Consider the following 24,114-nt stretch of genomic DNA (forward strand, 5'->3'; position numbering starts at 1 on the left):
TTGATGGTCTGAAGAAGTAATTCTGCGCTTCTTGCTTCATTAACCACAAACAGGCCTAAAACAGCACTCCGCTACGCTATTTTTATCCGTTGAGCTGCGAAGACTTTTTCTTGACTGTTTCTTGCTTCTCGCGCCTTACTTCGCGCGTTTTCATCCTTTGAACACCGAGGAACCCAGTTAGTTAAAAAGTTTTTCAATTTTCGGGAACCGAGAAACCATCGCCTCCGACTACTAGTGCAGTTGATATCAGCGCCTGTCCATCGCCCTTTACTGAGCGCCCCGCGAACGTTGAGTAAGGGCCTTCATCAAAGACCCTGAAAAGAGCACTACATATGAGTCGGACGGCTCTGCGATCTTTCATTCAGCGCATTCACTTTTACGGCGGCATGTTCGTCGGCCCCTTCATCCTCGTCGCGGCATTGACTGGCTGCCTCTACGCCATGGCACCCACCTTAGAGAAGGTGGTGTACCGCGATGTCATGAACGTTCCGGCGGTTGAACGCCCCGTGAGCTTGGAGGAGCAAATCCAGGCCGCGCAACACGAGCACCCAGATATGCCTGTGACCCAGGTGTGGCCCGCGACTACGCCCACAGACTCGACGCGCGTGTTGGTCTCCGATGAAAGCATTGACGAAAGCCTCCAGCGCACCATCTTCATTAACCCCGCCAACGCCGAGGTTATCGGGGACTACCCCACCTACTCCGGGCTGGGTGAGATGCCGCTGCGCCGCTGGATTTCCTCCCTGCACGAAAGCTTCCACCTCGGCAAGGTCGGTGAGCTCTACTCGGAGCTGGCCGCCTCCTGGCTGTGGATCATGGCCTGCGGCGGGCTCTACATGTGGTGGATTCGCCGCCGCCCCAAGAACAAGGCAACCGCAAAGACCACGCAACAGCAGCCGAAGCGCTCCGCACGCTCGAAGGCTACGCGCCTCCACTCCACCATCGGTGCCTGGATATTCATCGGCTTGCTTGGACTGTCTGCTACTGGCATCACCTGGTCGGGCCTGGCCGGCGACAACGTCAACTCCCTCGTGGAACGTATGCACTGGAAGGCCACCCCCATTGAAACTGCCCTCCCCGGCGCAAGTACAGAAACGCATGAGCACACCGGCCACGAAGGCCATGAGGGACATGGCGGCCACATGAGTGGGACGTCGGAAAGCGCCAGCGTGGCTGCTGAGGCTGAGCGCGTCCTCGCCACCGGCCGCGCCGAGGGACTGACCGGCCCGCTGCGCCTGTACCCGCCGGAGGACGCCCACTCCGCCTGGCAGGTCAGCGAGCGTTGGGTCGAATGGCGCACCACCTCCGATGCTATTTCCGTGGACGGCTCCACCGGTGAGGTCATCGACCGCCAGCCTTTCTCCAGCCTTCCGTTGTTTAGCAAGCTCAGCAGCTGGGGCATCTACCTGCACATGGGCATCATGTTCGGCCTGCCGCTGCAGATTGCGTTGCTCGCCTTGGGCCTCGCCACCGCCGCTCTCGTGGTGCTGGGCTATTACATGTGGTGGAAACGCCGCCCACGCTTCCTCCCGACCGCTCACTTCTCCTGGGCCACCACAGGACTGGGCGCGCTTTTCGCCGCTACCGTGGGTGTCTTCTTGCCGCTCTTAGGAATCACCTTGGCAGCATTCCTGGTTCTCGATGTCATCTTGATAAACCGTGCCACCGCCCCGCGCAAGGAGCGCACACCGGTTCCGGCCGGATAGATTAGTGAAAGCCATCACATAGGGCGGAGCTTATTAGGTACGGTAGTTTCTTATGACTAACCCACTGCTGACTCCCTCCACGCTGCCCTACCAGCTCCCACCCTTTGCAGACATCAAGGTAGAGCACTACCGACCTGCCTTCGACGAAGCACTCGCGCTTCACGACGCCGAAATCGCCACCATCACCGACAACCCCGCCGCCCCCACGTGGGAAAACACCGTGGAGGCGCTCGAGCGCTCCGGGCAGGATCTCGACCGCGTCATAGCCGTCTTTAGCAACCTCTCCGGCACGGACGTCACCGATGAAATGGAGGAGATCGCCGCCGACATCTACCCGCGCCTATCCGCGCACTATGACGCGGTCTACCAAAACGAGGTGCTCTACGCGCGCATCAAGGAGGCCACGCCGCCTGCCGACGACGCGGAAGGCCAGCGCCTCCACGACCACCTCCTGCGCACCTTTGCCCGCAAGGGCGCCGACCTCGACGCGGCTGGCAAGGCCCGCCTGTCCGAAATCAACCAGCGCCTCTCCGCGCTCTCTGAAGAATTCGGCCGCAACCTCATGGCGTCTACCCGCGAGCGCGCGGTCTCCTTCACCGAAGAGGAACTCGAGGGGCTGCCTGCAGAGCGCATCGCCTCCGCCAAGGCCGATGCCGAGGCGCTCGGCCGCGAAGGCTATGTCATCCCGCTAGAGCTGCCGACCGTGCAATCAGAGCTGAGCCGTCTGGCGCGGGAGGATGCGAGGGGGAGGTTGTATGGGGCGTCGACAAGCAGGGGCTCCGAGAACAACATCCCAGGTCTCATCGAGGCCGTCCAGCTGCGCGCCGAACGCGCCGAGCTGTTGGGCTTTGCCTCCCATGCCGACTACGTGATCGCCGAAGAAACCGCTGCGACTGCCGACGCCGCCCGCACCATGCTCTTCGACCTCGCCCCCGCCGCCGCGGCCAACGCCGAAGGCGAGCAGAAGCTCCTCGCAGAGGAAGCAACACTCAACGGCCAGGGCTTCACCGCCGCCGACTGGCCGTATTGGGAATCTAAGGTCCGCGCCCGCGATTTCTCCCTCGATGAGGAAGAACTGCGCAAGTACTTCCCGCTGGACCAGGTCCTAGAGAAGGGCGTCTTCGCCGCCGCTGAGCGCCTTTACGGCATCACCGTTATCCCGCGCGATGACCTCGAGGGTTACGCGGAGGGGGTTCGCGTGTGGGAGGTGCGGGACGGGAACGTCCCGCACGTAGATATCGACCCGCACCTGGAGAAGGACTCGCACGGGATCGGTCTTCTCCTTACCGACTACTTCGGGCGCCCCACCAAGCGCGGCGGCGCATGGATGAGCGAGTTCGTGGGGCAGTCCCGTCTACTGGAGCGCAAGCCGGTCATCGTCAATGTCATGGGCATCACCAAGCCTGCCGACGGCTCCCAGCCGCTGCTGAGCCTCGACGAGCTGCACACCGTCTTCCACGAGTTCGGCCACGCTTTGCACGGGCTGCTTTCCGACGTCCGCTACCCCACCTTCGCCGGCACCAACGTCCCGCGCGATTGGGTGGAGTTCCCCTCGCAGATCAACGAGAACTGGGCATTAGAGCCGGCACTGGTGAAGCGTTACGCGCGCCATGTTGATACCGGCGAGGTTATCTCCGACGAGATGCTCGCAGCAGTCACGGCTGGCAGCGAGTTCGGTCAGGGATTCGGCACGGTGGAGTACTTGGCGGCGTCGATTGTGGACTTGGCGTGGCACTCGCTCTCGCGCGAGGAAGCTGCCCAGCTCACGGCCGCGAGCATCGAGCAGTTTGAAAAGGACGCGCTAGCCAAAGCCGGGCTGAACAACCCGCTCATCGCGCCGCGTTACCGCTCGACGTACTTCAATCACATCTTCGCCGGCGGTTACTCCGCGGGCTACTACTCCTACCTGTGGGCTGAGGTCCTCGACGCCGACGGCTTCTCCTGGTTCAAGGAAGTCGGCGCGGCAGACTCGGCCGACGGGGACGATGCTAAAGCCCGCGCAGCTGGCCAAAAGTTCCGCGAACTCATCCTGTCTAAGGGCGCCTCGCGCGATTTCACCGAGGTCTACCGCGAGCTGCGCGGACGCGACAAGGACGTGCAGCCCTTGCTGCGCCGCCGCGGTTTGTTGGGCTCTTAACTAGCCAGCTAGCTTGCGAATGTGGATAACTTGCGGCGAGCTCCTGAGTTATCCACAAATTTGGCCTCTCGCGGAAACTGACTATTGAAGCGGGCTTGACAGCGCTTTAGCGTTGAAGTCATGAGATTACAGTCCTTCTTCGCCGCACTCGGCCGGGCCATTGACCTGGTGGCCGAGTGCGCGGGCATGTCTGAATCCGATCTGTTGGCATTAGGAGCCGCGCCTGCCGACGCCGCCGAGCTTCTCGCCCTCCATCACTCCTACTTCGGGCCCACGCACTCCACCAAGAAGCAGCGCACGGCGGTAGCAGCGGCGCGCAGCCGCGGCCATGGGCTGGTTACGCTGCGGCAAATTGAGTCTTTCGTGGCCAAGGTTCGCGACCATAACAAGGCCTGGGACCTGCGCGTGGAACTGTGCCAGACCAGCGCCGAGCTGGTGGAAAAGGTTGCGCGCAAGCGCCTGCGCGAGTGGCGCAAGCCCCGCGAGTACGCCGAGCGCGCGAAGCTGACCCAGCATGGCAACGGCTTGGCCACGTTGACTGTGACGGCGGATTCTATGCAGCTAACCGACGTATTCCAGGGCATCGACCAGCAGCGTCCCGGCGAGAGCTTTCTGGAAAACCTCGACGGCAAAGGCGTGAAAACTGAGGTCATGACCATGGCGGTGCTGCAGGTCGACGACTATGCGCAGCTGCTCAAAGGAAACACGGACAAGGATGGCGAAGAGTTCATCGTGCGCATGACCAACGGTGCCACGCTGACCGGCTCGCAGCTCGTGGAGCGCGCGCTGCTGGAAAAGGGCGTTATCGTGGCTGTCAGCCGCGAGCACGGACCACTGGATGTCTTTCGCACGCGCCGCTTCGCCACGGACAAGCAGCGGCTGGCACTCATGGCGGAGAGCCCATGTTGCGCGTGGAAGGACTGCCCGGTCCCATTTGAGAAGTGCCAGATTCACCACATGGTGGCCTGGGCGCGGGGCGGATCGACGAATATCCTAAATTTGGTTCCATTATGTCCGTATCACAACGGAGTCAACGACGATGACCCCACTGCCCCGCCCATGCGCGGGCGGATGGTCCGCGTCGGCGGCAGGGTGGCATGGCAGCCGCCTTACGACGCCGCGCCCATCCCCACCAGCAAATTCAACTAGCCTGCGTTGCGCAACGCAGTAGCTAGTCCATTCATCGTGACCTGAATGGTCTTCGAGACGAGGAACTGATCATCGCCGGCGCGGTAGCGGCGCAGCAACTCCAGCTGCACCGCATTGAGCGGGAGCAGGTATGGGTAGCGGCGCTTGAGCGATCGCGCTTGGCGCTGGTTCTCCGCGGTGAGGTCTGCATTGCCCGTGATGTGCAGGTAGACCTCGCGGGTGAGGGCGAATTCGTCGGCGATGAGGCCGTAGATGCGGTCGGCAACGGCTTTGTCGTCGACGAGGTCCGCGTAGAGACGAGCGAGCGAGAGCTCCGCCTTCGCCATCACCTGCGCCATATTCGACAACACCGAGCGGAAGAAAGGCCAAGTGCGATACAGCTCGCGCAGCTCCTCCCAGCGTGCCGCCTGCTCGCCGACCGGCGCCTGCTCCACCCACCGCGTCACTGCGCTGCCCACGCCGAACCAGCCCGGGATGTTGGTACGCGACTGCGACCACGACAGCACCCACGGAATCGCGCGCAGATCCGAAATCGCAGTGGTCTGATTGCGGGCCGACGGGCGCGAGCCGAGGTTGAGGTCGCCGATTTCGTGCAGCGGCGTGGACTGGGTGAAGTACTCGATAAAGCCGGGGTCGCCGATGAGATCTTCGTAGCGTTCGCCGGACAACGCTGCGAGCTCACGCATGATTTCGTAGGCGCGCTCCGTATCGGCGATAGGCTCGGTATCCAGCAGCGATGCTTCCAGTGCTCCGGACACAAACGCCTCAAGGTGGCGACGCGCCGTCTCCGGAGCACCATACTTGGCGGAGATGACTTCGCCCTGCTCGGTGATGCGCACCGAACCCGACACCGCGCCCTTGGGCTGGGCCAGGATGGCGTCGTAAGTCGGACCACCACCGCGGCCAACCGCACCGCCACGGCCGTGCGCCAGGCGCAGCTCAATCCCATGTTGGGTGCACAGCTCGACGAGGGAAAGTTCGGCGTCGTAAAGCGCCCAGTTCGCCTGCAGGTAGCCGCCGTCCTTGTTGGAATCGGAGTAGCCCAGCATGACCTCCTGAATGTCCCCACGCGCGCGCAGGTGCTCGCGGTAGAAAGGCACGGCCCACAGCTGCTCCAGGATGCGCGCGCCGGCCTTCAGATCATCGATGGTTTCAAAGAGCGGAACGACGTCGACCTCGCTCAGGCCCACTTCCTTGAGCAGGACCATCGGCTCCAGGATGTCCGATACCGAGCCCGTCATCGAAATGATGCAGTGCGAGACCGACTGCGGGCCAAACTTACGCACTGCCTGCGACGCCGCGCGGAAAATGCCCAGCTCTTTGGCTGTGACTTCGCTGAAGTCCTGGTCTGCGCCAGGAAACAGCAACGGGCGCGCGGTCTGCAGCTCGCGGACCAACAACTCCACTTTCTCTGCCTCGCTCAGCGCGGCGTAATCATCGCACAGGCTTGCGGCAGCGAAGACCTCCGTGAGCACCTGCTCGAAAGACTTCGAGTTCTGGCGCATATCCAGTGAATAAAGATGGAAACCAAACGTAGTCACGGCCGAGCGGATGCGGGCTAGGCGGTCATCGGCGATGATGTCGTCGTTGAACTGGCGCAGCGAGCGATCGATGACGTCGAGGTCGCGCTGCAGCTCCTCCGGCGAAGCGTACGGGGTGAAGTCGCCCTTCGGCGCCTTCTTCTCTCCCAACGCATGCAGGTTTGCACGCACGCGATTGCGGATGCCATAAATCGCACGGCGATAAGGCTCGTCCACGCGCGACTCCCAGTCATTGTTAGCAATCTCCGCCAAGGACAGCAGCTCGGTAGAACACGAGGAATAGCGATCCGACAAAGACAGCTCGCGCTCCAACTCATCGAGCTCCGACTCGTAGTAGCGCAAAATCGTCTTCGCCGCCTTACGGATAGCGTAGGTCAGCGTGCGCTCGTTGACGTACGGATTGCCGTCGTGGTCACCGCCGATCCAGGAGCCGGGTCGCACGACGGGGGCGTCGGGAAGCTGCAGCCCAAAGGTCTCCCGCATGCTATGGCGAATCGCGCGGTTGAGCGCCGGGACCTGCTCCAGAAGCGAAAGCTTGTAGTAGCGCAGCCCGACGTCGACCTCATCCTCCAGCGTCGGCCGGGCAATGCGGATAAGCGCCGTCTGCCACAGCAACGTCATGCGCAGGTACATCTCGCGCTCGATGGCGTCCATGTCGCCGCCGCGGTGGGCGTCGATAAGCAGCTGCTTAATGCGGGTCTGGGTATCGAAGACCGTACGCCGGCGGGTCTCCGTGGGGTGCGCGGTGAGGACGGGCGCCACCTGCGCGTCGCGGATGACGGCGGCCGCATCCGCGGGGGCGACGCCCTCCTCCTTCAGCTTGGCGAAGGTCTTGCGCAAGCTCACCGGCGCCTCCACTGCCTCGTCCGCGAGGTCCTCGGCAAGGTTTGCCAAAAGTGCAAAATAGCTAAACGCGCGCGCCACGAGGTTGGCTTTATTGATGTCCAGGTCCCGGAAAACCGCCACGAGGTCCTCGGGCTTGGCGTCGCCGTGGGCTACGTTGAAAGCCATCTTGCGGGTGGATTCGACCAGCTCAAAGACGTCCTCGCCCTCTTGCTGCGCGAGTACTCGGCCCAGCACTCGGCCTAGGAGGCGGATGTCTTCTCGGACTTGGTCGATGTGCGGATTTGTCACCGGATTCGCCTTTCGCTGTGCTTCACAGAATTAACACGCTTAAATGTATCCCAGGTCACTATCCCGTCGGTGCTTTTCCGCTCGTTTACCCCCGTGAGGTTTCAACGTATGAAGGGTTTGCTTGCGCTTTACGACGCCCAACTGCGCCGGCTATCCGGTACTAGTAGCTCCTAAACAGCAGTTGAGCCACGTTTCGTGGATGCGAGTCTCACCGTTTTCTTCCGGGTGGAAACTCAAGGCAGTGACGTGACCTTGGCGCACGCCGACGATGACGTCACCCGCGATGGTGGCAATGACCTCAACATCCGCGCCCACGCGCGTGACGACGGGCGCTCGGATGAAGCTAGCCTCCACAGAAACGCCGTCGACAGTGACGGTGCGTTCCTCGGAGAAGCGCTGGTTGCCGAAGGCATTGCGTTTCACGGTCACATCCAGAATCCCCAGCGTCTGTTGCCCGGGCGCTGGGTTCTCCAGCTCGCGGGCGGAGTAAATCAAACCTGCGCACGTGGCGAGGACGGGGAGGCCGGAGCGGACGGCGTCGCGAAGCGGCGCAGCAAGGTCGAAAGCCCTAGCAAGACGGTCGATCGTGGAGGACTCGCCGCCCGGAAATACGATTCCGTCCAGCCCGTCCAGGTCACGCGGCAGCCGCACCCGACGCACCTGTGCGCCCAGCGAGCTCAAGATCGCCGCATGCTCCTCGACGCCGCCCTGCAGCGCCAGTACTCCAATCACCATCCGCGCTCAGCCAAGCGGTGCGGTGCCGGCACGTCCTTGACGTTGATGCCCACCATGGCCTCGCCCAGACCGCGGGAGATCTTCGCCAGCTCGGCAGGCTGGTCGTAGAGTGTCGCGGCCTTCACGATGGCCTCCGCACGCGCAGCCGGGTTGCCGGACTTGAAAATGCCGGAGCCGACGAAGACACCCTCGGCGCCCATCTGGCGGACCAGGGCGGCGTCGGCTGGCGTAGCAACACCACCCGCAACAAACAGGACCACCGGCAGCTTGCCGGTCTCTGCCACCTCGGCTACCAGGTCGTACGGTGCCTGCAGCTCCTTGGCCGCAACGTAAAGCTCATCGCGGTCCAGGTTCTGCAGGCGCGCAATTTCTCCCTTGATGGTGCGCAGGTGCTTGACGGCCTCGGAGACGTCGCCAGTACCGGCCTCGCCCTTGGAGCGAATCATCGCAGCACCCTCAGTAATGCGACGCAGCGCCTCGCCCAAGTTGGTCGCACCGCAGACGAAAGGAACATCGAAGTCCCACTTGTTGATGTGGTTGACGTAATCCGCCGGCGAAAGAACCTCGGACTCGTCGATAAAGTCCACGCCCAGCTCGCCGAGAATCTGCGCCTCAACGAAGTGGCCAATGCGGGCCTTGGCCATGACGGGGATGGAGACGGCGTCGACAATGCCCTCGATGAGGTCTGGGTCGCTCATACGCGCCACGCCACCCTGCGCGCGAATGTCTGCCGGGACGCGCTCCAGCGCCATAACAGCTGCAGCTCCGGCATCCTCGGCAATCTTTGCCTGTTCCGGCGTCACGACGTCCATGATGACGCCACCTTTAAGCATGTCTGCGAGTCCGCGCTTTACGCGAGTAGTTGCTCGCGTCGTTTCATTCTTAGAAGAAGTATTTTCAGTCATGCGGACCATCCTCACACTACGAAGTGGTCTAAATCAAGAGCCAATTCAAGCGTGTTGAATTAGACCACTTATGCTGGGACCATGTCTATACGGCTTGCCCCCTCTGATACACGCGCACTGCCCGTCCAAATCGCGGAAGCCCTGCGCACCCAGGTGACGGCGGGCATTCTGCTGCCGGGTGAACAGGTTCCTTCCACCCGCGCGCTTGCCGCGAAACTCGGCGTTTCCCGAGGCAGCGTGGTTACCGCCTACGAACAACTCACCGCCGAGGGTTACCTCACCGCCGAGGTGGGCTCCGGCACCGTCGTCAATCCGCGGTTGCCACATTCGCAGTTGCGGGAGGTGAAGGTAGAGCGCCCCGCGCCGGCAGCGTCGACAGTCAGGCTCACGCCCGGGCTGCCGGATACCGACGGAATCCTTACCCCCGAATGGCGGGCCGCATGGCGCGAAGCGGCCAATCATCCGCTTTCCGACGCCACCTCACTCCCCCACGAAATCGCCCACCACGTCCGGCACATGCGCGGGCTGCGGGTGGATCCGCAGCGAATCGTTGTCACGGCCGGCGCCCGCGACGGTTTGACGCTATTGCTGCGTGCGCTTGGCGACCACCTGCGCGTGGGGGTGGAGTCGCCGGGTTACCCGAGCTTGCGGCGTATTCCCGAGGCGTTGGGCCACGAGCTGGTGGAGGTGCCTACTGACGCCGAGGGCGTTACCGTGCCCGGCCCGCTGGATGCGCTCATCGTCACGCCGAGCCACCAATACCCTTACGGGGCGTCGCTTCCCGCTGCTCGCCGGGGCGCGCTGGTGGAGTGGGCGCGCCGCGAGAACGCGTTGCTGATAGAAGATGACTTCGATTCCGAGCTGCGCTACGTAGGCCAGCCCCTGCCCGCACTGACAGCGTTGGCGCCGGAGCATACGGTGCTTTTGGGAACGTTTTCTTCGGTGATTTCGCCATCGATTGCGTGCGGCTACCTCGTGGTTCCGGAGCGGATGTTGTCCGCGGTCCAGGACGTCCGTGAGGTTTTCGGCCAGCCCGTGGGCTCCATCCCGCAGGCGGCATTGGCGTCCTATCTAGCTAGCGGCGCACTGCGGCGGCACACCGGGCGGATGCGCCGGGCCTACAAGCGGCGCCGCGACCTCGTCCACGCCATGCTTTCCGACGCCCCCGCCACCCTCCTTCCCATCAACGGCGGCCTCCATGCAGTGTTGCTGTGCGACGAATCCGTTGTAGACCGAGCCGCCACCCGCGGGCTGACGCTGACGCCGCTTCGCGATTACTGGGGCGGCGCCACTGCTGAGAAGGGCATCGTGCTGGGATTCGGACACCTAAGCGACGTCGAGCTCACCACCGCATTGCATATCGTGCGCGACTGCCTCAGCACACCATAAGCAATGAAACGATTCTCGAGCCAGTTTGGGTAATGCTGGTATGGCTAGCTGAGGCGGACCTCGGCGAGCATCCGGCCCGTGGGCTTGGCGCTGCCGCCCATGGGTTCCTCAGTGATCATGACCTTGGTGGCATCGCCGTCGAAGGGCATCCACACATCGTCGTGCGGGTCTTGGCCGATGACGCCCGCCGACGTCACCTCACCATTGGAGGCCACGGCCCAGACTTGGGCGCCCATGCCGTCAGCGAGTGCAGGCTGGCCGTCGACCATCGCGCCAGACTTGCCCATCTCCTTCGAGGACACAATGTCTAACGTTGCACCGGAGGCATCCGCGTTGCCGGTCAGGAGGTCATCAGCAGCCATGATGGCGTGCATCTGTTCCACGCCCGCGGCTTGAATCCGCGCGTCTTCCTGCGGACGCAGCTGGACGACGCCAATTCCACCCACCATCAACAACACTGCCGCTGCGGCAGCGGCGAAGAAGCCACGCGTACGACGACGCGGCAACTCCACCACCTCCGCTATGGGCTGCGCAATCGGCGAGGTGTGCTCGCCGGCATCGATAGCGGCGAAGACGGAGTGTTTGAGATCCTCTGGAGGGTCGACGTCGGGAAGAGCGTCGAGGAACGCCTCGAAGGACTCGTCGTCGAATTCGCGGGTGTTACTCATCGCTCCTCCTTTCCCAGTGTGGCTTTGAGTTTCTTGATTCCGTCGCGCACGCGCGTCTTCGCGGTACCCAGCGGCACTCCTGTTGATTCTGCCAGCTCAGCATGGCTCAATCCACCGAAGAAAGCCAGCAGGACTACGGTGCGGTGGGGCTCGCCGATGGCGTCGACAGCCGCGCGCAAGCGTTGCGATTCCACGTGCGCCAGCGCTTCGGACTCGACGTCGATAAAGCGCGTTGGCTCCTCAAGATGCGCGTCCCTATCGTCGCGCTCCACGCTCGCCACGTGCGAGCGCAACCGATCTACCGCGCGCCCATGCGCCAACCGCGCAACCCATGACCGTGCATTCCCACGCTCTGGGTCGAAGTTAGCCGCCTTATTCCACGTCTCCACGAACACATCTTGAGCAACTTCTTCCGCCAGCGCCTGATTATTGAGCACGTGGAGGCAGACGCTGAAGACGGTAGGACTGAGGACGTCGTAAAGCTGCGAAAAGGCATGCCTGTCCCCTGCCGCGGTCGCAACGAGCTGGTCGTTGAGCCGGGCGATTTGTTGTGGGGACATGGTGGACACGGACGTTGAGTTTACCTCCGCCGTAGGCGCTGGCGCGGACATTTGGACTTACTTGGACATTTCTTCCGACATCATCTCGTCCTTGCTTTCCTTGTTGTCGTTGCAGGCAGCGAGACCGGTTCCGGCGATGGCCAGGGCTGCGGCGGTAGCGATGAGCTTCTTCATGAGTTTTCTCCTTTTGACTGTGGGCCAGCGTTTCTGGCCCCTTCACAAAGTCATTCGGAGCGGGGGCGGAAAGTGGATTGGAAAAATTTTCACCAATCCGTCCGCTGGTTCCGCTCCGAACAGATGGGTATACCCCAACAGAAAGGTTTCCCATGTTGTCAACCCTGTCCATCGGGCTTGTCGGTGGCCTAGTCACTGGTCTCTCACCATGCATCCTGCCCATCCTGCCGCTGGTTCTTGCGGTGAGCGGAAACGGCGGAAGGTCGCGACCATGGCTGGTCATCGGCGGGCTGGTAACGAGTTTTACAGCGGTGACGCTCTTTGCCACGACACTGCTCAACGCACTGCACCTGCCCGGCGACTTAGTGTGGAAAGTGGGCATCGGGCTGCTGGTCCTCGTGGGCCTGGGCATGATGTTCCCCAAATTCCAGGAGATCCTCGAGTGGCCGTTCCTCAAGCTTCCCAAAGCAGGCGGTCTGCAAGCTAAAGCGCGCGACAAAGGCGGATTCGCGGTGGGCTTGGCGCTCGGCGTGGTCTTTGTGCCGTGTGCGGGCCCGGTGCTGGCGGCTATTTCCGTCGCCGGTGCGACAGGCACAATCGACGCCCACATCCTCATCCTCTGCCTCGCCTTTGCCGTCGGCGTGGCTATTCCGCTGATGGCATTCGCCCTCGGCGGCAACGAAGTGGGCAAACGCGTGGACTTCTTCCAATCACATCAGCGGGGCTTCCGTTTCGGCGCGGGCGTAGTGGTCATCGCCATGGCAGGTGCCATCGCCGTCGGTGCGCCGGCGTGGCTGCAGCAGAAACTGCCCTCCCCGGAGTTTGGGCAGGAGGTGTTGGCGAAAGAGGCGTCGTCAAGCAAGGCGGGACAGCAAGTACCCGAATTCCAGGGGCTGACCGGCTGGTTCAACACGGATGAGCCCGTGGACCCGCGCACGAACGGCAAGGTGACGCTCATCGATTTCTGGGCCTATGCCTGTATCAACTGCCAACGCAACAACGTGCATCTGACCAAAATATACGACCACTACAAGGACTCTGGGCTCGAAGTAGTGGGCATCCACGCCCCGGAATATTCCTTCGAGCGCGAGGCCGCCAACGTCCAGCGCGCGGCGCGGGAACAGGGAATCCACTACCCCGTTGCCCAAGACAACGACTTCACCACCTGGCGTGCATTCGAAAACCAGTACTGGCCAGCGCACTACCTCGTTGACGCACAGGGAATCCTGCGCGAATCTCACCACGGCGAGGGCGATTACGCCGAAACCGAAAAACACATCCGCGAGCTGCTTAAAGAGCGCGACCCGAACGTCCAACTCCCCGCGCCGCTGGAATCCGCCGACCAAGCCTCCACGGAGGGCCGCAATCCAGAGACCTACCTCGGCACGGCGCGTGCGCGTTACTTCGCCAACCGCAACTACGCCCCAGGAACACACGACTTCGAGCTCGGAACGCCGGAGCGTGGCCAGTACTCCCTCGGCGGAACGTGGACGCTCGAGGACCAGCCGATTACTGCCGGCAAGGATGCGCGCCTGCGCCTGAACTACCACGCAGCATGGGTCCAGCTGGTGGTCTCCGGCAAAGGAACCGTGACGGTGCGCCACGCAGACGGCACCACGCGTGAGCTCCCTGTGAAGGAAGACGGAACGCTCGACCTCGTTAAAGAGAACGCCCCGCAAACCGAAGTTCTCGACATCGAAGTCAGCGAAGGCGTCAAACTCTATTCCTTCACGTTTGGTTAGGCTGGGACCATGAAAGTCACCATGCTCGGCCACTCCGCAATCGTAGTCGACGCCCCTGCGGGCCGCTTTGTCATCGACCCCGGTGGATTCACGGACCCCTCGTGCTTGGATTCGGCAGATGCCGTGTTGCTTACCCACGCGCATGCGGATCACCTCGACGTCGAGGCCGTGCGCGACTGTGGCCTGCCGGTATGGGGCACGCAAGAGACTGTCGACGCCGTGGGCCACGGCACTGCGGTCCGCGCGGGCGAGAGTTTCGAAGTGCTCGGGATAAAAGTCCAGGCAGTCGGCGGGTTGCACGAAGAGATTCACCCGGCGATTCCACGCCCAGAAAACGTGGGTTTCTTCTTCGGCGGTGTTCTCCACCCCGGCGATCAATGGGTGCATGTCGAGGGCGTAGAGCTGCTCTTCCTCCCGATTGCCGCACCCTGGGTGCGTGGCGCGGATGCCGCGGACTACGCCATGACCATCGGCGCGCGGACAGTGGTGCCGATTCATGACGCTGTGCTTAGCGACGTCGGCAAGCAGCTCACCGACGGCATGCTCCAGAAAGCTGGCGTTAGCGGCTACCGGCGCCTAGCCGTTGGCGAATCGGTGGAAGCATAGAAATACTCCCCACAATCTGGTTTCTGATTTCTCAGTCCGGATTATGGGGAGCAGTTCGAGTGCGACCCTTACTCGGCGCTGGGGGCATCGGTTGTCGCGCTGGCCTTGCCTGTGAGCTGGGAGAGGTTCTCGTTGAGGTCCTTGAAGCCCTTGGAGAAGCTTCCGAGGTTATCCATGAACCCACCCATGATGTCTATCGGCAGCGGGAAGACGATGGTGGAGTTCTGGTCAGCGCCAAGCTCCAGCACGGTCTGTAGATAACGCAGCTGGAGGGCGGCCGGGGCCTTACCGAGCTCTTCGGCGGCCTCACGCAGCTCGCGGGAGGACTGAAGTTCGCCGTGTGCGGAAATGACCTTGGCGCGGCGCTCACGCTCGGCCTCGGCCTCTCGGGCAAGGGCGCGCTGCATCATCTCGGGGATTTCGACGTCCTTGATTTCGACGATGCGGGTGATGACACCCCAACGCTCGGTCTGGCCGTTGATGATGTTGGCAAGGTCCTCGTTGAGCTCTTCACGGTGTGCGAGAAGATCGTCGAGATCCGCGCGGCCCAGCAAGCTACGCAGCGTAGTTTGCGCGATTTGCGACGTCGCGACCGCATAGTTTTCTACTTCCAGCACCGCCTTCAGGGAATCGGTGACCTCGAACATGACCACGGCGTTAACGCGCACGGAGACGTTGTCCTTGGTGATGATTTCCTGCGGCGGGATGGTCAAAGTGACCACGCGCTGGTCCACGCGCTCGAGCTTATCGATACCCGGCCACATAAAGTGCAGGCCCGGCTCCATGAGAGGACGCAAGTGACCGAAACGGAAGGCCACGCCGCGCTCGTATTGTTTGATGACTTTGAGCGAGTACATCAAGAACACGATGATGAGCGCGATAATGATACCGATGACAATCGGCCAGAATACAAGTGCTGACATTAGCTAGCTTCTTCCTTCTTACGATCCGAGCGGTAGCGGTTGGTCTTGCCGTACTTCGAACCGTAGCGGTCGATTTGGGCGGCCAACTCAGCCTCACGGTTGTCCATTTCTGGGACCACGATCCTCGGCGCATTCGACGGCGTGTTCCACAGGTGGCGCGCCAGCGGGTATACACCGAGACCGGTGATCACGAGGACGGTGGCAATCGTTATGAGAATCTCGGACGGCGAGTGGTTAGTGATGAGAGAAGACAGTGGAAGCAGGTAGCCCATGGCCGCCACCGCGAGCGCGATGCCGCGGTGGAAACGACCGGAGTCAGAGTGCGGCCACGGGTCGAGCTGCCGGGTTACTTCCCTGCCGTGATGGGACACCGTGCAGGCGTCCTTGACTGGACAGGTGTTGCACACCGTGGGGTTGGCGCGGTAGCGCATGACGCGGTTTTCCGGGTCGAAGCTAGACGGCCACAGCCACTGGTCCTCAGGGCACTGCCAGGCGTCATGCTCCTCCAAGTAGCGGAAGGTGCCAGCGCGGTTAGCCATGGTGCGGTTGGCGGTTTGCTTCGCCATTGCGTCAAAACCCCACCCTACGACCAGCAAGAAAAGGCCGTAGCACACCGCCAAGAGGGTGAAGATACCTGGAGCATCCATTATGAACCTGCCTTACTTCTTGTCGGAACCATAGGTGCCGCCCCACTTGGTCTTGGAGTCAAACACCGGATCCTGAGGACCCGTGGCAGCGGAGTCACCGCGGCCGTCGTCAGGCGCCTGCTCCTCCACGAACGCACCACGCTCGTCGATGTAGCCGTAGCGGCGGCCGTCGATGCGGCCGGTGTTGTGAGCACCGTCGCGGGAATCGACGCGGCCCTTGCCACCGGACACGAGCCCCACGCTGGAAGCAGCCCCGGCCACTGGGACTTCGCCGGCGTGATCGTCGTCGTCAGGCGCAATGATGCTAAACAGCGGATCCTTCGGGTGCTCTTCGATGGTCGGGATCTCCTTGTTGAAGAGCACGCCCTTGAGCGCCATCCACAGGAACGGGATGATGCCGGCGAGGAACATGACGTCGCCAGGCATGCGCAGCCACTCCATGATGAAGTTGCCAGGCTCGGTGATGTAGCCCAGGGAACGTGCCTCGACGTAGCCGGAAGCCACGGATTCGTAGAGCTGCATAACGCCCAACGGGAGCAGCGAAATAACAACCATCCACAGCAGACCGATGTTCTGCAGCCAGAAGGACCAGGCCATGGCCTTGTCGGACCACTTGTCCTTCGGGAGGAGGTAGCGCAGTGCGAAGACGGACAAACCGACAGCCAGGAAGCCGTAGACACCCATCATGGCGCCGTGTGCGTGGTTTGCGGTCAGTGCGGTACCGATCTCGTAGTAGGAGACGATTGGCAGGTTAACCAGGAAGCCGAAGATGCCGGCGCCCAGGAAGTTCCAGAAACCAACGGCCACGAGGAACATAACTGCCCAACGGTGCGGGAACGGACGTTCGCCGGACGCACGCTGACGGGAGCCGAGCTGCATGAAGGTCCATGCCTCGACGGTTAACAGGGTCAGCGGGACAACCTCGGCTGCGGAGAAGAACGCGCCGAGTGCCATGTGCTCAACCGGGGTACCAGAGAAGTACAGGTGGTGCATGGTGCCTAAGACGCCACCCGTGGAGTACAGGATGATGTCGAGGAAGATGATGCCCAGGGCAATCTTTTCGCGGATGACGCCCAGCAGAACGAAGACGTACGCAACCATGACTGTGGTGAACAGCTCGAGGAAGTCCTCCACCCAGAGGTGCACAACCCAGAAGCGCCAGAACTCAGCGACGGAGATGTGAGTCTCGGAGCCGGCCAGGTTACCCACGGCGTAGAAGGCCGGGATGGCGATGCCGGCGTAGAAAAACAGCCACGGCATGTTGGACTTGTGCTCGTGCTTCAGGCGGCCACGCAGCTGGCGGAAGATGATGCCGATCCAGACGAACATGCCTACGGTGAGCAGAATCTGGAAGAAGCGCGGCAGGTCAAGGAACTCCCACTGCTGCGAGAACAGGGTGCCTTCCTTGATGTAGCCCATGGTGGACAGCCACTCGAAGGCCATGGAGCCAAAGACCACGAAGGCGATGGCGCCGAGCAGGAACCAGACCAACCAATGCTGGCCCTTGGGCTCCTTCTTGCCCACGAAGGAGGCGAGGAAGATACCGGCTGCGAGGAGGCCACCTGCGGTCCACAGCAGGGACAGCTGGAGGTGCCAGGTACGCGAGACGTTGTACGGCAGTATCTCCTGCAACGGAATGCCGAAGAAGCCAGTCAACTCCGTGCGGTAGTGCTGCGAAGCGGCACCCAAGAGAGCCTGGATGAGGAAGAGCAAAGCGATGACGAGGACGAACCACGCCACGACCTTCTGGGACTTGGTCAAGCCGACTTCGCCTGGTTGGGTGAAGTCAAGGTTAGGAGCCTCCTCTGCGTGCCAACCGATGGACTTGGACCAGCGGCCGTAGATAGCGAAGATAAGGCCGGTACCGCCGATGAGGGCGATGAGGGAAAGCACGGACCAGACCACGAGGTCAGCGGTCGGGCCGTTGTCCACGCGCGGCTCTGCCGGCCAGTTGTTGGTGTAAGAGTAGTCGTGGCCCGGGCGCTCCGCAGCGGAAGCCCAAGAGGTCCAGCCGAAGAAGCCGACGAGGTTGTTGATCTGCTGCTTGTCCGTAATGAAATCGGAAGGAAGACCCTTCTCGTGGGAATCCTCGCCGAAGTACTTCGCGTAGTACTCCTTGTTGGATTCAAACGCAGCAATCTGGTTATCGGTCCACTTCAGGACGCCAGTTGCTTCATCGTAACGGTTTGCCCGAAACTCCTGCTGGACGGCCTCTTCTGGAGTGGCATCCTTGTCGATGAAGTCGGGGTAGCCGTTGGCGTCGTTAAGCTCGCGTGCCTTATCCAAAGACATGCGCAGGTACTCGGCGGTGTAGTCCGGACCAAGGTACGCGCCGTGGCCGAGTACGGAACCGTACTGCTGCAGGCCGCGGGTTTGATAAGGAGCCTGACCGTTAAGGATTTCATCCTTGGTCAGGATGGTCTCACCGGTGGTTTCGGAAACAATCTTTTCCGGGAGAGGCATAGAGGCGTTGTAAGTGCGGTACGCCAAGAAACCCATGACTAGAAAGCCAAAGATCATGACTAGGGCGACTCCCTGCACCCACACGTTGCTGAGCTTGAGGACCGGCTTGCGGCGATCCTCATGGCTAGTAGTGGTGGACATATATTTTCCTGTCTTCTCATTGTGCTGACACTTAACTGCGCAAGGATGCGAGTCAAGGTGGCCGGTGCCCCAAGTCAGACGGCACCCAGAACGATTATGAACGGAAAAAGTCGCATTAAATAGCCGAGAAAGAACCACCATGACCCATACGCGGTCATCCTTATGGTTGATGCAGAAAAACGGGCGAATTTCTTTAACCACTTCCACCGACAGTAAATTTCCATATTTTTCCAAGTTAAACCGGAGAAATAGAGCGCTTAACCCGTGCAGATTCCGTTTAGCCATGAAGCATTTTTAGGCGATTGTAATTTTGGACACACTTTGCAAAGAGTCGCAAATTTTAAGTTCCCGCAGGTAGCCGGGTAAAATTTTTCAACAAGACTTGTTTAATCCGGAATTTGCCGTATTATTTGAACCATGACTTTCGCAGAACACACCAAGCGCAACTGGCTCATCACCCTGTTTGCCGCCATCTTCTTCGCGGCCATTGTGTCGATGATCTTCCTCAACGACCCCCACAAAACGGTTACTGTCGCCATGGTCTTCATTGCAGCAGCGCTACTTCTCTTCGGCGCCATCCTCGGCGTGTGGTACCTAATTCATAAACGCAAGAATCCACAGGCCTAGCCAAGGAATCCATAGTGGTCGGTTTATGCCAACCGCTTTGTCTGTTTTTATTCACTACTTCGCCAGCGGAAACAAGGCCAAATTCCGGCAGCCCTATACGCTTTTGTACCGCTTGGTCTAGTCTTACCTCCATGACTACCAAGTACGACAACAGCAACTTCGAAAACTGGGCACTGTCAACCCGTTCCCTGCACGTGGGTCAAGACCTCGACGGCTCGACCAACTCGCGCAACGTCCCGATTTACCAGACCACCTCTTATGTCTTCGATTCCGCAGAGCATGCTGCAGCTCGCTTTGCGCTTAGCGACGCCGGCCCCATCTACACGCGTCTGACCAATCCCACCGTTGACGCGCTCGAGCGTCGCCTAGCAGCACTCGAAGGCGGCGTCGCCGCCGTAGTGTTTGCCTCCGGCCAGGCTGCTGAGACCGCAGCCATCGAGGTCCTCGCTGGCGCAGGCGACCACATCGTCGCCTCCCCGCGCCTGTACGGCGGAACCTCCAGCCTGTTTACCCACACCCTCAAGCGCCTCGGCATCGAGACCACCTTGGTTGAGAACCCGGATGATCCGCAGTCCTGGCAGGCAGCTGTGCAGCCGAACACCAAGGCTTTTTACGGCGAGACCTTCGGCAACCCGATCGCCGACGTGCTCGACATCCCGGCTATCTCCGAGGTCGCACACTCCAACCAGGTGCCGCTCATCGTGGACAACACCATGGCCACCGCTGTGCTTGCTCGTCCACTGGAGCTGGGCGCTGACATCGTCGTGGCGTCGACTACCAAGTTCTACTCCGGCTCCGGCTCCGCTATCGGCGGCGTGCTTATCGACGGCGGTAAGTTCGACTGGACCGTCGAGCGCGACGGCAAGTCCGTCTTTCCGTTCTTCACCGAGCCGGACGAGAGCTACCACGGCCTGAAGTACGCAGATCTTGGAGCCCCGGCATTCGCGCTGCGTGCCCGCGCTGGCATCATCCGCGACACCGGAGCAGCCGCTTCCCCATTCAACGCCTGGCTGACCCTGACCGGCCTGGAGACTCTCGAGCTGCGCGTCCAGCGCCACAACGAGAACGCCCAGGCAGTCGCTGAGTTCTTGGAGAACCACGACAAGGTCGCCAAGGTCAACTACGCGGGTCTGGATTCCTCCCCGTACAAGTCCGTAAAGGAGAAGCTGGGATACAGCTACACCGGCTCGGTGCTCTCCTTCGAGATCGAGACCGGTGGCAAGGACGCCAAGGAAGTGGCGTGGAAGTTCATCGACGCCCTGAAGCTGCACTCCAACCTGGCCAACATCGGCGACACTCGCTCGCTGGTGGTCCACCCGGCAACCACCACTCACTCCCAGTCTGACGAGGCGGGCCTGCGCGCCGCTGGTATTACCCAGGCAACGGTGCGCCTGTCCGTCGGCATCGAGGATGTCAAGGACATCATCGCTGACCTCGAGCAGGCTTTCGCTGCCCTGTAACTGCGCAACAACGAAGGGAGTTTCTTCGCGTGACCACGATTCCGGAGCTCGCCCCTGAGGGCGAGCTGGACCACGTCAAGATCGGTGATTTCGCTACGGAAGCCGGAGCTTCCATTGAGGACGTCACCATCGCTTATCGACGCTGGGGCGCCTTTGCCGGCGACCCACATGGCGCAAACAACATCGTGGTCATCGAACACGCCCTGACCGGTGATTCCAACGCCGTCGACTGGTGGGGCGACCTCATCGGTCCAGGCAAGGCGCTGGATACGCAGCAGTGGTGCGTGATTGTCACCAACGCGCTCGGCAGCTGCAAGGGCTCCACTGGCCCGTGTTCCCCGCACCCAGACGGCAAGGCCTGGGGCTCGCGCTTTCCGGCGTTGTCCATTCGCGATCTCGTCGAAGCCGAGCATAAGTTCCTGCAGGAGCTGGGGTTCGAGCACGTCCACGCCGTCATCGGCGGCTCCATGGGCGGCGCCCGCGCTTTGGAGTGGAGCCTGCTGCATCCGGAGTTTCTCTCCGCGGCCTGTGTCATCGCGGTGTCTGCCCGCGCTTCCGCATGGCAGATCGGCATCCAGTCCGCGCAAATCTCTGCGATTGAGCGCGATCCTTTCTGGCACGGCGGCGACTACTACGAATACAACAAGGCCCCGCGCGAGGGCCTCGCGGCGGCCCGCCGCATCGCGCACCTGACCTACCGCGGTGAGCAGGAAATCGACGAGCGCTTCGGAGTCCAAGCCCAGCGCGACGAGAACCCGCTTGGCTCATACCGCGAGCCCAACCAGCGCTTCGCCGTGAATTCCTACTTGGATTACCAGGGCGACAAGCTCACCGAGCGTTTCGACGCCGGCTCCTACGTGACGCTGACTGAGGCGCTGAACCGGCACGACGTCGGGCGCGGGCGCGGCGGCCTCAACAAGGCACTGGCTTCCTCGACCGTGCCCACCATGGTCGTGGGCGTGGACACGGACATTCTTTACCCGTACCACCAGCAGGAACACATCTCCCGCAACATCGGCAATCTACTGGCCATGGCCAAGGTGGTCTCCCCCATCGGCCACGATGCCTTCCTGGCTGAGTCGCGCCAGATGGACCGCATCCTACAAAACTTCCTGACGCTCTCCGCGCCGGACGGCCTGGATTTGGGTCCGGTGTACGTGGGCGACGAGTACTACATCTAAGAACCCAGCGAATCCACGGACACCGCCAGGAACGTCATCAACGCTCCCAAGCAGGCCGTGTAGGTGGCGTCGAAACGCCGCGAGCGCACAGCGAGCACACCGACGATGCGTGAGTCGCATGTCAGACGCACCAGCGACAGCCACAACAGCGACGCCCCCAGAATCACGGTGGCGCGGCGCCAGTGTGCAGAAATGGCAAAGACCGCAGACAGCGCAACGCCCGCGACGAAGAGCCCCACGGCAACCCACTGCACGCCGGCCGGCAAGCGCGAAGGCCGCAACTTAACGTCGTGGGGGTTATCCAGGTTGAGATCCTTCGCCCGGTGGGCACCCCCTTTTTCGGAGGCCATTTAAGCCAGGCCCGCCAGCTTTTCTGCGCGCTCCACGATGTTGGACACCAGGAAGGCACGGGTCAGCGGGCCGACGCCGCCTGGGTTCGGGGACACGTAGCCGGCTTTATCCCACACGTCGGGCGCGACGTCGCCAGCCAGCTTGCCATCCACGCGGGAGACTCCCACGTCGAGGACCGCAGCGCCTTCCTTGACCATGTCCGCGGTGAGCATGTGAGCATTGCCCGCAGCCGCGATGATGACGTCAGCGGCCTTGGTCTCAGCAGCCAAGTCCTTGGTGCCGGTGTGGCACAAGGTCACGGTGGCATTCTCGCTGCGGCGGGTAAGCATAAGGCCAATCGGGCGACCCACGGTCACGCCACGGCCAATAACCACAACCTTGGCGCCATCGAGCTCCACTCCGAAGCGACGCAGGAGATGGATGCAGCCGTTCGGAGTACACGGCAGCGGAGCCTCCTCGTTGAGAACCAGCTTGCCCAAGTTGACTGGGTGAAGGCCGTCGGCGTCCTTCTCCGGATCAATCTTGGCCAAAATCTTGTTCTCATCCAGGTGCTTCGGCAACGGCAGCTGCACGATGTAGCCGGTGCAGGCGTCATCGTTGTTGAGTTCGTCGATGACCTTCTCCAGCTCTTCCTGGGTGATATCTCCTGGCAAGTCCTTGCGGATGGAGTTGATGCCCAGCTTCTCGCAGTCGCGGTGCTTCATCTTCACGTAAGCGTGGGAGCCTGGATCGTCACCGACCAGCACGGTGGCCAGGCCAGGCTGGATGCCCTTGGCCTGCAGGGCGGAAACGCGAGCCTTCAGGTCCTCGAAGATCTCGTCGCGGTACAAATTGCCATCTAGTTTGGTAGCGCTCATGCAGTCCATCCTAGACTGAGCACTATGAGCCAGCTGCACATCGTCTTTGATAATCCCGTGATTCCCACCAACACCGGCAACGCCATCCGCACCGCCGCCGTCACGGGTGCCTCCCTGCATCTCATCGAGCCGCTGGGTTTCAACTTCGACGATAAGCACCTCAAACGCGCTGGCCTGGACTACCACGACCTCGCAGATCTGCAGATCCACAAGGACTTCGACGCCTGCATGGCTGCCCTGCCCGGTGCGCGCGTCTTCGCATTCACCACGCACACCGACAAGTGGTTCACCGACGTCGAGTTCCAAGAAGGCGACGTCCTCCTCTTCGGCACCGAGCCCACTGGCCTGCCACCGGAGCACGTCAATCACCCGCGCATCACCGAGCAGGTTCGCATCCCTATGGTCCCGGCGCGCCGCTCGATGAACCTGTCCAACGCGGCCTCCACCGCCGTATACGAGGCTTGGCGCCAACTGGGTTTCAAGGGCGCGGTCTAGTCTCACCGATCTCATCACGGCAATTGAGGCTGCCGCGCACAACGTGCTCGGTTTTGCGCAGGCAGGCATGGAGTTGGCGCAGCGCCCTGTGGTGCCTCTGCTTGTCGACGTCGTTAAGCGGAATTGCTCCCTTTAAGCAGAAGCTGCGCCAGATCGGCAGCGGGGAAAACGCACTGGGATAAAGTTCACAAAGTGTGGACAACCTAATATTCGGCAAGGGTAACTTTATAAGTGACTCGAAAGGACTCTTTGTCATGTTGCCTTTGCGTTTGAGCTCAGGCGAGTCGACCACTCACTCATCGGCTTACTCCCTGCCTGTTGGCAGCACTGTTACCCTCCGCCCCGAATGCCTCGACTGTGTGCAGAACCCAGCGATGGCGCGCCGCTTGTGCGAGCTCGGGATCCGGCCGGGCGCGTGCCTGACTCTGGGGGCGCACGTGGCGGGCGGGGCACGCATCGTAACTGTTGATACCTGCCGCTACGCCATCGACCGGCAGACGTTGCAATCCATCGGGGTCTAGTA

Annotated in this window: 21 protein-coding genes; 11 read left to right on the forward strand and 10 right to left on the reverse strand. The window is 61.8% G+C overall.

What is annotated here, in order from left to right; translation table 11 throughout:
• Window positions 1–332 precede the first annotated feature (332 nt).
• The 3 genes from CHU71_RS10530 (at window position 333) to CHU71_RS10540 (ending at window position 4,992) form a co-directional block, all read left to right on the forward strand.
• Window positions 333–1,706, forward strand: a complete 1,374-nt coding sequence (locus CHU71_RS10530) for a PepSY domain-containing protein (RefSeq protein WP_147761028.1) — start codon at window positions 333–335, stop codon at window positions 1,704–1,706.
• A gap of 52 nt (window positions 1,707–1,758) precedes the next feature.
• On the forward strand, window positions 1,759–3,843 hold the full coding sequence (locus tag CHU71_RS10535; RefSeq protein ID WP_147761029.1) for a M3 family metallopeptidase: 2,085 nt from the start codon (window positions 1,759–1,761) through the stop codon (window positions 3,841–3,843).
• 120 nt (window positions 3,844–3,963) lie between these two features.
• A complete protein-coding gene (locus tag CHU71_RS10540) occupies window positions 3,964–4,992 on the forward strand; it encodes an HNH endonuclease signature motif containing protein (protein WP_046646568.1) in 1,029 nt (342 codons plus the stop codon).
• Here the strand turns inward: CHU71_RS10540 and ppc are convergent.
• From ppc to pdxS, 3 genes are all read right to left on the reverse strand, one after another.
• Window positions 4,989–7,667 (reverse strand): phosphoenolpyruvate carboxylase, encoded by a 2,679-nt coding sequence (ppc, locus tag CHU71_RS10545; protein ID WP_147761030.1) that lies wholly within the window; start codon window positions 7,665–7,667, stop codon window positions 4,989–4,991. The two genes, CHU71_RS10540 and ppc, sit on opposite strands and share 4 nt — an antisense overlap.
• 150 nt (window positions 7,668–7,817) lie before the next feature.
• On the reverse strand, window positions 7,818–8,402 hold the full coding sequence (gene pdxT, locus CHU71_RS10550; RefSeq protein ID WP_147761031.1) for a pyridoxal 5'-phosphate synthase glutaminase subunit PdxT: 585 nt from the start codon (window positions 8,400–8,402) through the stop codon (window positions 7,818–7,820).
• Complete coding sequence (pdxS, locus tag CHU71_RS10555) at window positions 8,396–9,307, reverse strand: pyridoxal 5'-phosphate synthase lyase subunit PdxS (protein ID WP_086891993.1); 912 nt, start codon at window positions 9,305–9,307, stop codon at window positions 8,396–8,398. The genes pdxT and pdxS overlap by 7 nt, the downstream gene beginning before the upstream one ends.
• Before the next feature lie 81 nt (window positions 9,308–9,388).
• Here pdxS and CHU71_RS10560 point away from each other — a divergent pair, with 81 nt between their 5' ends.
• Window positions 9,389–10,696, forward strand: coding sequence for a PLP-dependent aminotransferase family protein (locus CHU71_RS10560; protein ID WP_086891994.1), 1,308 nt, complete (start codon window positions 9,389–9,391; stop codon window positions 10,694–10,696).
• A gap of 44 nt (window positions 10,697–10,740) precedes the next feature.
• Here the strand turns inward: CHU71_RS10560 and CHU71_RS10565 are convergent, their stop codons facing one another.
• The gene (locus tag CHU71_RS10565; RefSeq protein ID WP_100087916.1) at window positions 10,741–11,364 is read right to left on the reverse strand and encodes an anti-sigma factor; all 624 of its coding nucleotides are present in this window, start codon (window positions 11,362–11,364) and stop codon (window positions 10,741–10,743) included.
• Window positions 11,361–11,924 (reverse strand): sigma-70 family RNA polymerase sigma factor, encoded by a 564-nt coding sequence (locus tag CHU71_RS10570; protein ID WP_187272080.1) that lies wholly within the window; start codon window positions 11,922–11,924, stop codon window positions 11,361–11,363. Before CHU71_RS10570 ends, CHU71_RS10565 begins: the two co-directional genes overlap by 4 nt.
• 326 nt (window positions 11,925–12,250) lie before the next feature.
• Here CHU71_RS10570 and CHU71_RS10575 point away from each other — a divergent pair, with 326 nt between their 5' ends.
• The gene (locus CHU71_RS10575) at window positions 12,251–13,840 is read left to right on the forward strand and encodes a cytochrome c biogenesis protein CcdA (protein WP_147761033.1); all 1,590 of its coding nucleotides are present in this window, start codon (window positions 12,251–12,253) and stop codon (window positions 13,838–13,840) included.
• 9 nt (window positions 13,841–13,849) lie between these two features.
• Complete coding sequence (locus tag CHU71_RS10580; protein ID WP_147761034.1) at window positions 13,850–14,446, forward strand: MBL fold metallo-hydrolase; 597 nt, start codon at window positions 13,850–13,852, stop codon at window positions 14,444–14,446.
• A gap of 68 nt (window positions 14,447–14,514) precedes the next feature.
• On the opposite strand, the gene CHU71_RS10585 is transcribed toward CHU71_RS10580, so the two are convergent.
• The 3 genes from CHU71_RS10585 to CHU71_RS10595 are packed head-to-tail and all read right to left on the reverse strand — an operon-like array spanning window position 14,515 to window position 18,620.
• Complete coding sequence (locus CHU71_RS10585) at window positions 14,515–15,369, reverse strand: SPFH domain-containing protein (protein ID WP_147761035.1); 855 nt, start codon at window positions 15,367–15,369, stop codon at window positions 14,515–14,517.
• Window positions 15,369–16,016 (reverse strand): hypothetical protein, encoded by a 648-nt coding sequence (locus tag CHU71_RS10590; RefSeq protein ID WP_147761036.1) that lies wholly within the window; start codon window positions 16,014–16,016, stop codon window positions 15,369–15,371. Before CHU71_RS10590 ends, CHU71_RS10585 begins: the two co-directional genes overlap by 1 nt.
• A 12-nt stretch (window positions 16,017–16,028) precedes the next feature.
• Window positions 16,029–18,620 (reverse strand): nitric-oxide reductase large subunit, encoded by a 2,592-nt coding sequence (locus tag CHU71_RS10595; RefSeq protein ID WP_147761037.1) that lies wholly within the window; start codon window positions 18,618–18,620, stop codon window positions 16,029–16,031.
• Window positions 18,621–19,037: 417 nt separating this feature from the next.
• On the opposite strand from CHU71_RS10595, the gene CHU71_RS10600 reads away from it, so the two are divergent.
• The 3 genes from CHU71_RS10600 (at window position 19,038) to CHU71_RS10610 (ending at window position 21,888) form a co-directional block, all read left to right on the forward strand.
• Entirely contained in the window at window positions 19,038–19,247 is a 210-nt protein-coding gene (locus tag CHU71_RS10600; protein ID WP_070420816.1) for a hypothetical protein, read from the forward strand.
• Window positions 19,248–19,378: 131 nt separating this feature from the next.
• On the forward strand, window positions 19,379–20,707 hold the full coding sequence (locus CHU71_RS10605) for an O-acetylhomoserine/O-acetylserine sulfhydrylase (protein WP_147761038.1): 1,329 nt from the start codon (window positions 19,379–19,381) through the stop codon (window positions 20,705–20,707).
• 29 nt (window positions 20,708–20,736) lie between these two features.
• Window positions 20,737–21,888, forward strand: a complete 1,152-nt coding sequence (locus tag CHU71_RS10610; protein WP_147761039.1) for a homoserine O-acetyltransferase — start codon at window positions 20,737–20,739, stop codon at window positions 21,886–21,888.
• On the opposite strand, the gene CHU71_RS10615 is transcribed toward CHU71_RS10610, so the two are convergent.
• Both CHU71_RS10615 and CHU71_RS10620 read right to left on the reverse strand, forming a co-directional pair.
• Window positions 21,885–22,238: a DUF3017 domain-containing protein gene (locus CHU71_RS10615; protein ID WP_049062864.1), complete on the reverse strand. Its 354-nt coding sequence runs from the start codon at window positions 22,236–22,238 to the stop codon at window positions 21,885–21,887. The two genes, CHU71_RS10610 and CHU71_RS10615, sit on opposite strands and share 4 nt — an antisense overlap.
• A complete protein-coding gene (locus tag CHU71_RS10620; protein WP_049147469.1) occupies window positions 22,239–23,096 on the reverse strand; it encodes a bifunctional methylenetetrahydrofolate dehydrogenase/methenyltetrahydrofolate cyclohydrolase in 858 nt (285 codons plus the stop codon).
• Between the two features lie 24 nt (window positions 23,097–23,120).
• Between CHU71_RS10620 and CHU71_RS10625 the strand changes: the two genes are divergently transcribed.
• Entirely contained in the window at window positions 23,121–23,591 is a 471-nt protein-coding gene (locus CHU71_RS10625) for a tRNA (cytidine(34)-2'-O)-methyltransferase (RefSeq protein WP_005527936.1), read from the forward strand.
• A 254-nt stretch (window positions 23,592–23,845) separates the two neighbouring features.
• A complete protein-coding gene (locus CHU71_RS10630) occupies window positions 23,846–24,112 on the forward strand; it encodes a FeoA family protein (protein WP_083281042.1) in 267 nt (88 codons plus the stop codon).
• Window positions 24,113–24,114 lie beyond the last annotated feature (2 nt).

The sequence above is a fragment of the Corynebacterium sp. LK14 genome, assembly GCF_008042215.1.
Taxonomy (GTDB): domain Bacteria; phylum Actinomycetota; class Actinomycetes; order Mycobacteriales; family Mycobacteriaceae; genus Corynebacterium; species Corynebacterium striatum.

Excerpts from the sequence above, each read along its gene's own strand:
- CHU71_RS10570 (WP_187272080.1), bottom strand. The coding sequence starts at position 11,924 with ATGTCCCCACAACAAATCGCCCGGCTCAACGACCAGCTCGTTGCGACC.
- CHU71_RS10605 (WP_147761038.1), top strand. The coding sequence starts at position 19,379 with ATGACTACCAAGTACGACAACAGCAACTTCGAAAACTGGGCACTGTCA.
- CHU71_RS10580 (WP_147761034.1), top strand. The coding sequence starts at position 13,850 with ATGAAAGTCACCATGCTCGGCCACTCCGCAATCGTAGTCGACGCCCCT.
- CHU71_RS10620 (WP_049147469.1), bottom strand. The coding sequence starts at position 23,096 with ATGAGCGCTACCAAACTAGATGGCAATTTGTACCGCGACGAGATCTTC.
- CHU71_RS10630 (WP_083281042.1), top strand. The coding sequence starts at position 23,846 with ATGTTGCCTTTGCGTTTGAGCTCAGGCGAGTCGACCACTCACTCATCG.
- CHU71_RS10600 (WP_070420816.1), top strand. The coding sequence starts at position 19,038 with ATGACTTTCGCAGAACACACCAAGCGCAACTGGCTCATCACCCTGTTT.
- pdxS (WP_086891993.1), bottom strand. The coding sequence starts at position 9,307 with ATGACTGAAAATACTTCTTCTAAGAATGAAACGACGCGAGCAACTACT.
- CHU71_RS10595 (WP_147761037.1), bottom strand. The coding sequence starts at position 18,620 with ATGTCCACCACTACTAGCCATGAGGATCGCCGCAAGCCGGTCCTCAAG.
- CHU71_RS10530 (WP_147761028.1), top strand. The coding sequence starts at position 333 with ATGAGTCGGACGGCTCTGCGATCTTTCATTCAGCGCATTCACTTTTAC.
- pdxT (WP_147761031.1), bottom strand. The coding sequence starts at position 8,402 with ATGGTGATTGGAGTACTGGCGCTGCAGGGCGGCGTCGAGGAGCATGCG.
- CHU71_RS10625 (WP_005527936.1), top strand. The coding sequence starts at position 23,121 with ATGAGCCAGCTGCACATCGTCTTTGATAATCCCGTGATTCCCACCAAC.
- CHU71_RS10560 (WP_086891994.1), top strand. The coding sequence starts at position 9,389 with ATGTCTATACGGCTTGCCCCCTCTGATACACGCGCACTGCCCGTCCAA.
- CHU71_RS10615 (WP_049062864.1), bottom strand. The coding sequence starts at position 22,238 with ATGGCCTCCGAAAAAGGGGGTGCCCACCGGGCGAAGGATCTCAACCTG.
- CHU71_RS10575 (WP_147761033.1), top strand. The coding sequence starts at position 12,251 with ATGTTGTCAACCCTGTCCATCGGGCTTGTCGGTGGCCTAGTCACTGGT.
- CHU71_RS10565 (WP_100087916.1), bottom strand. The coding sequence starts at position 11,364 with ATGAGTAACACCCGCGAATTCGACGACGAGTCCTTCGAGGCGTTCCTC.
- CHU71_RS10585 (WP_147761035.1), bottom strand. The coding sequence starts at position 15,369 with ATGTCAGCACTTGTATTCTGGCCGATTGTCATCGGTATCATTATCGCG.
- CHU71_RS10540 (WP_046646568.1), top strand. The coding sequence starts at position 3,964 with ATGAGATTACAGTCCTTCTTCGCCGCACTCGGCCGGGCCATTGACCTG.
- CHU71_RS10590 (WP_147761036.1), bottom strand. The coding sequence starts at position 16,016 with ATGGATGCTCCAGGTATCTTCACCCTCTTGGCGGTGTGCTACGGCCTT.
- CHU71_RS10535 (WP_147761029.1), top strand. The coding sequence starts at position 1,759 with ATGACTAACCCACTGCTGACTCCCTCCACGCTGCCCTACCAGCTCCCA.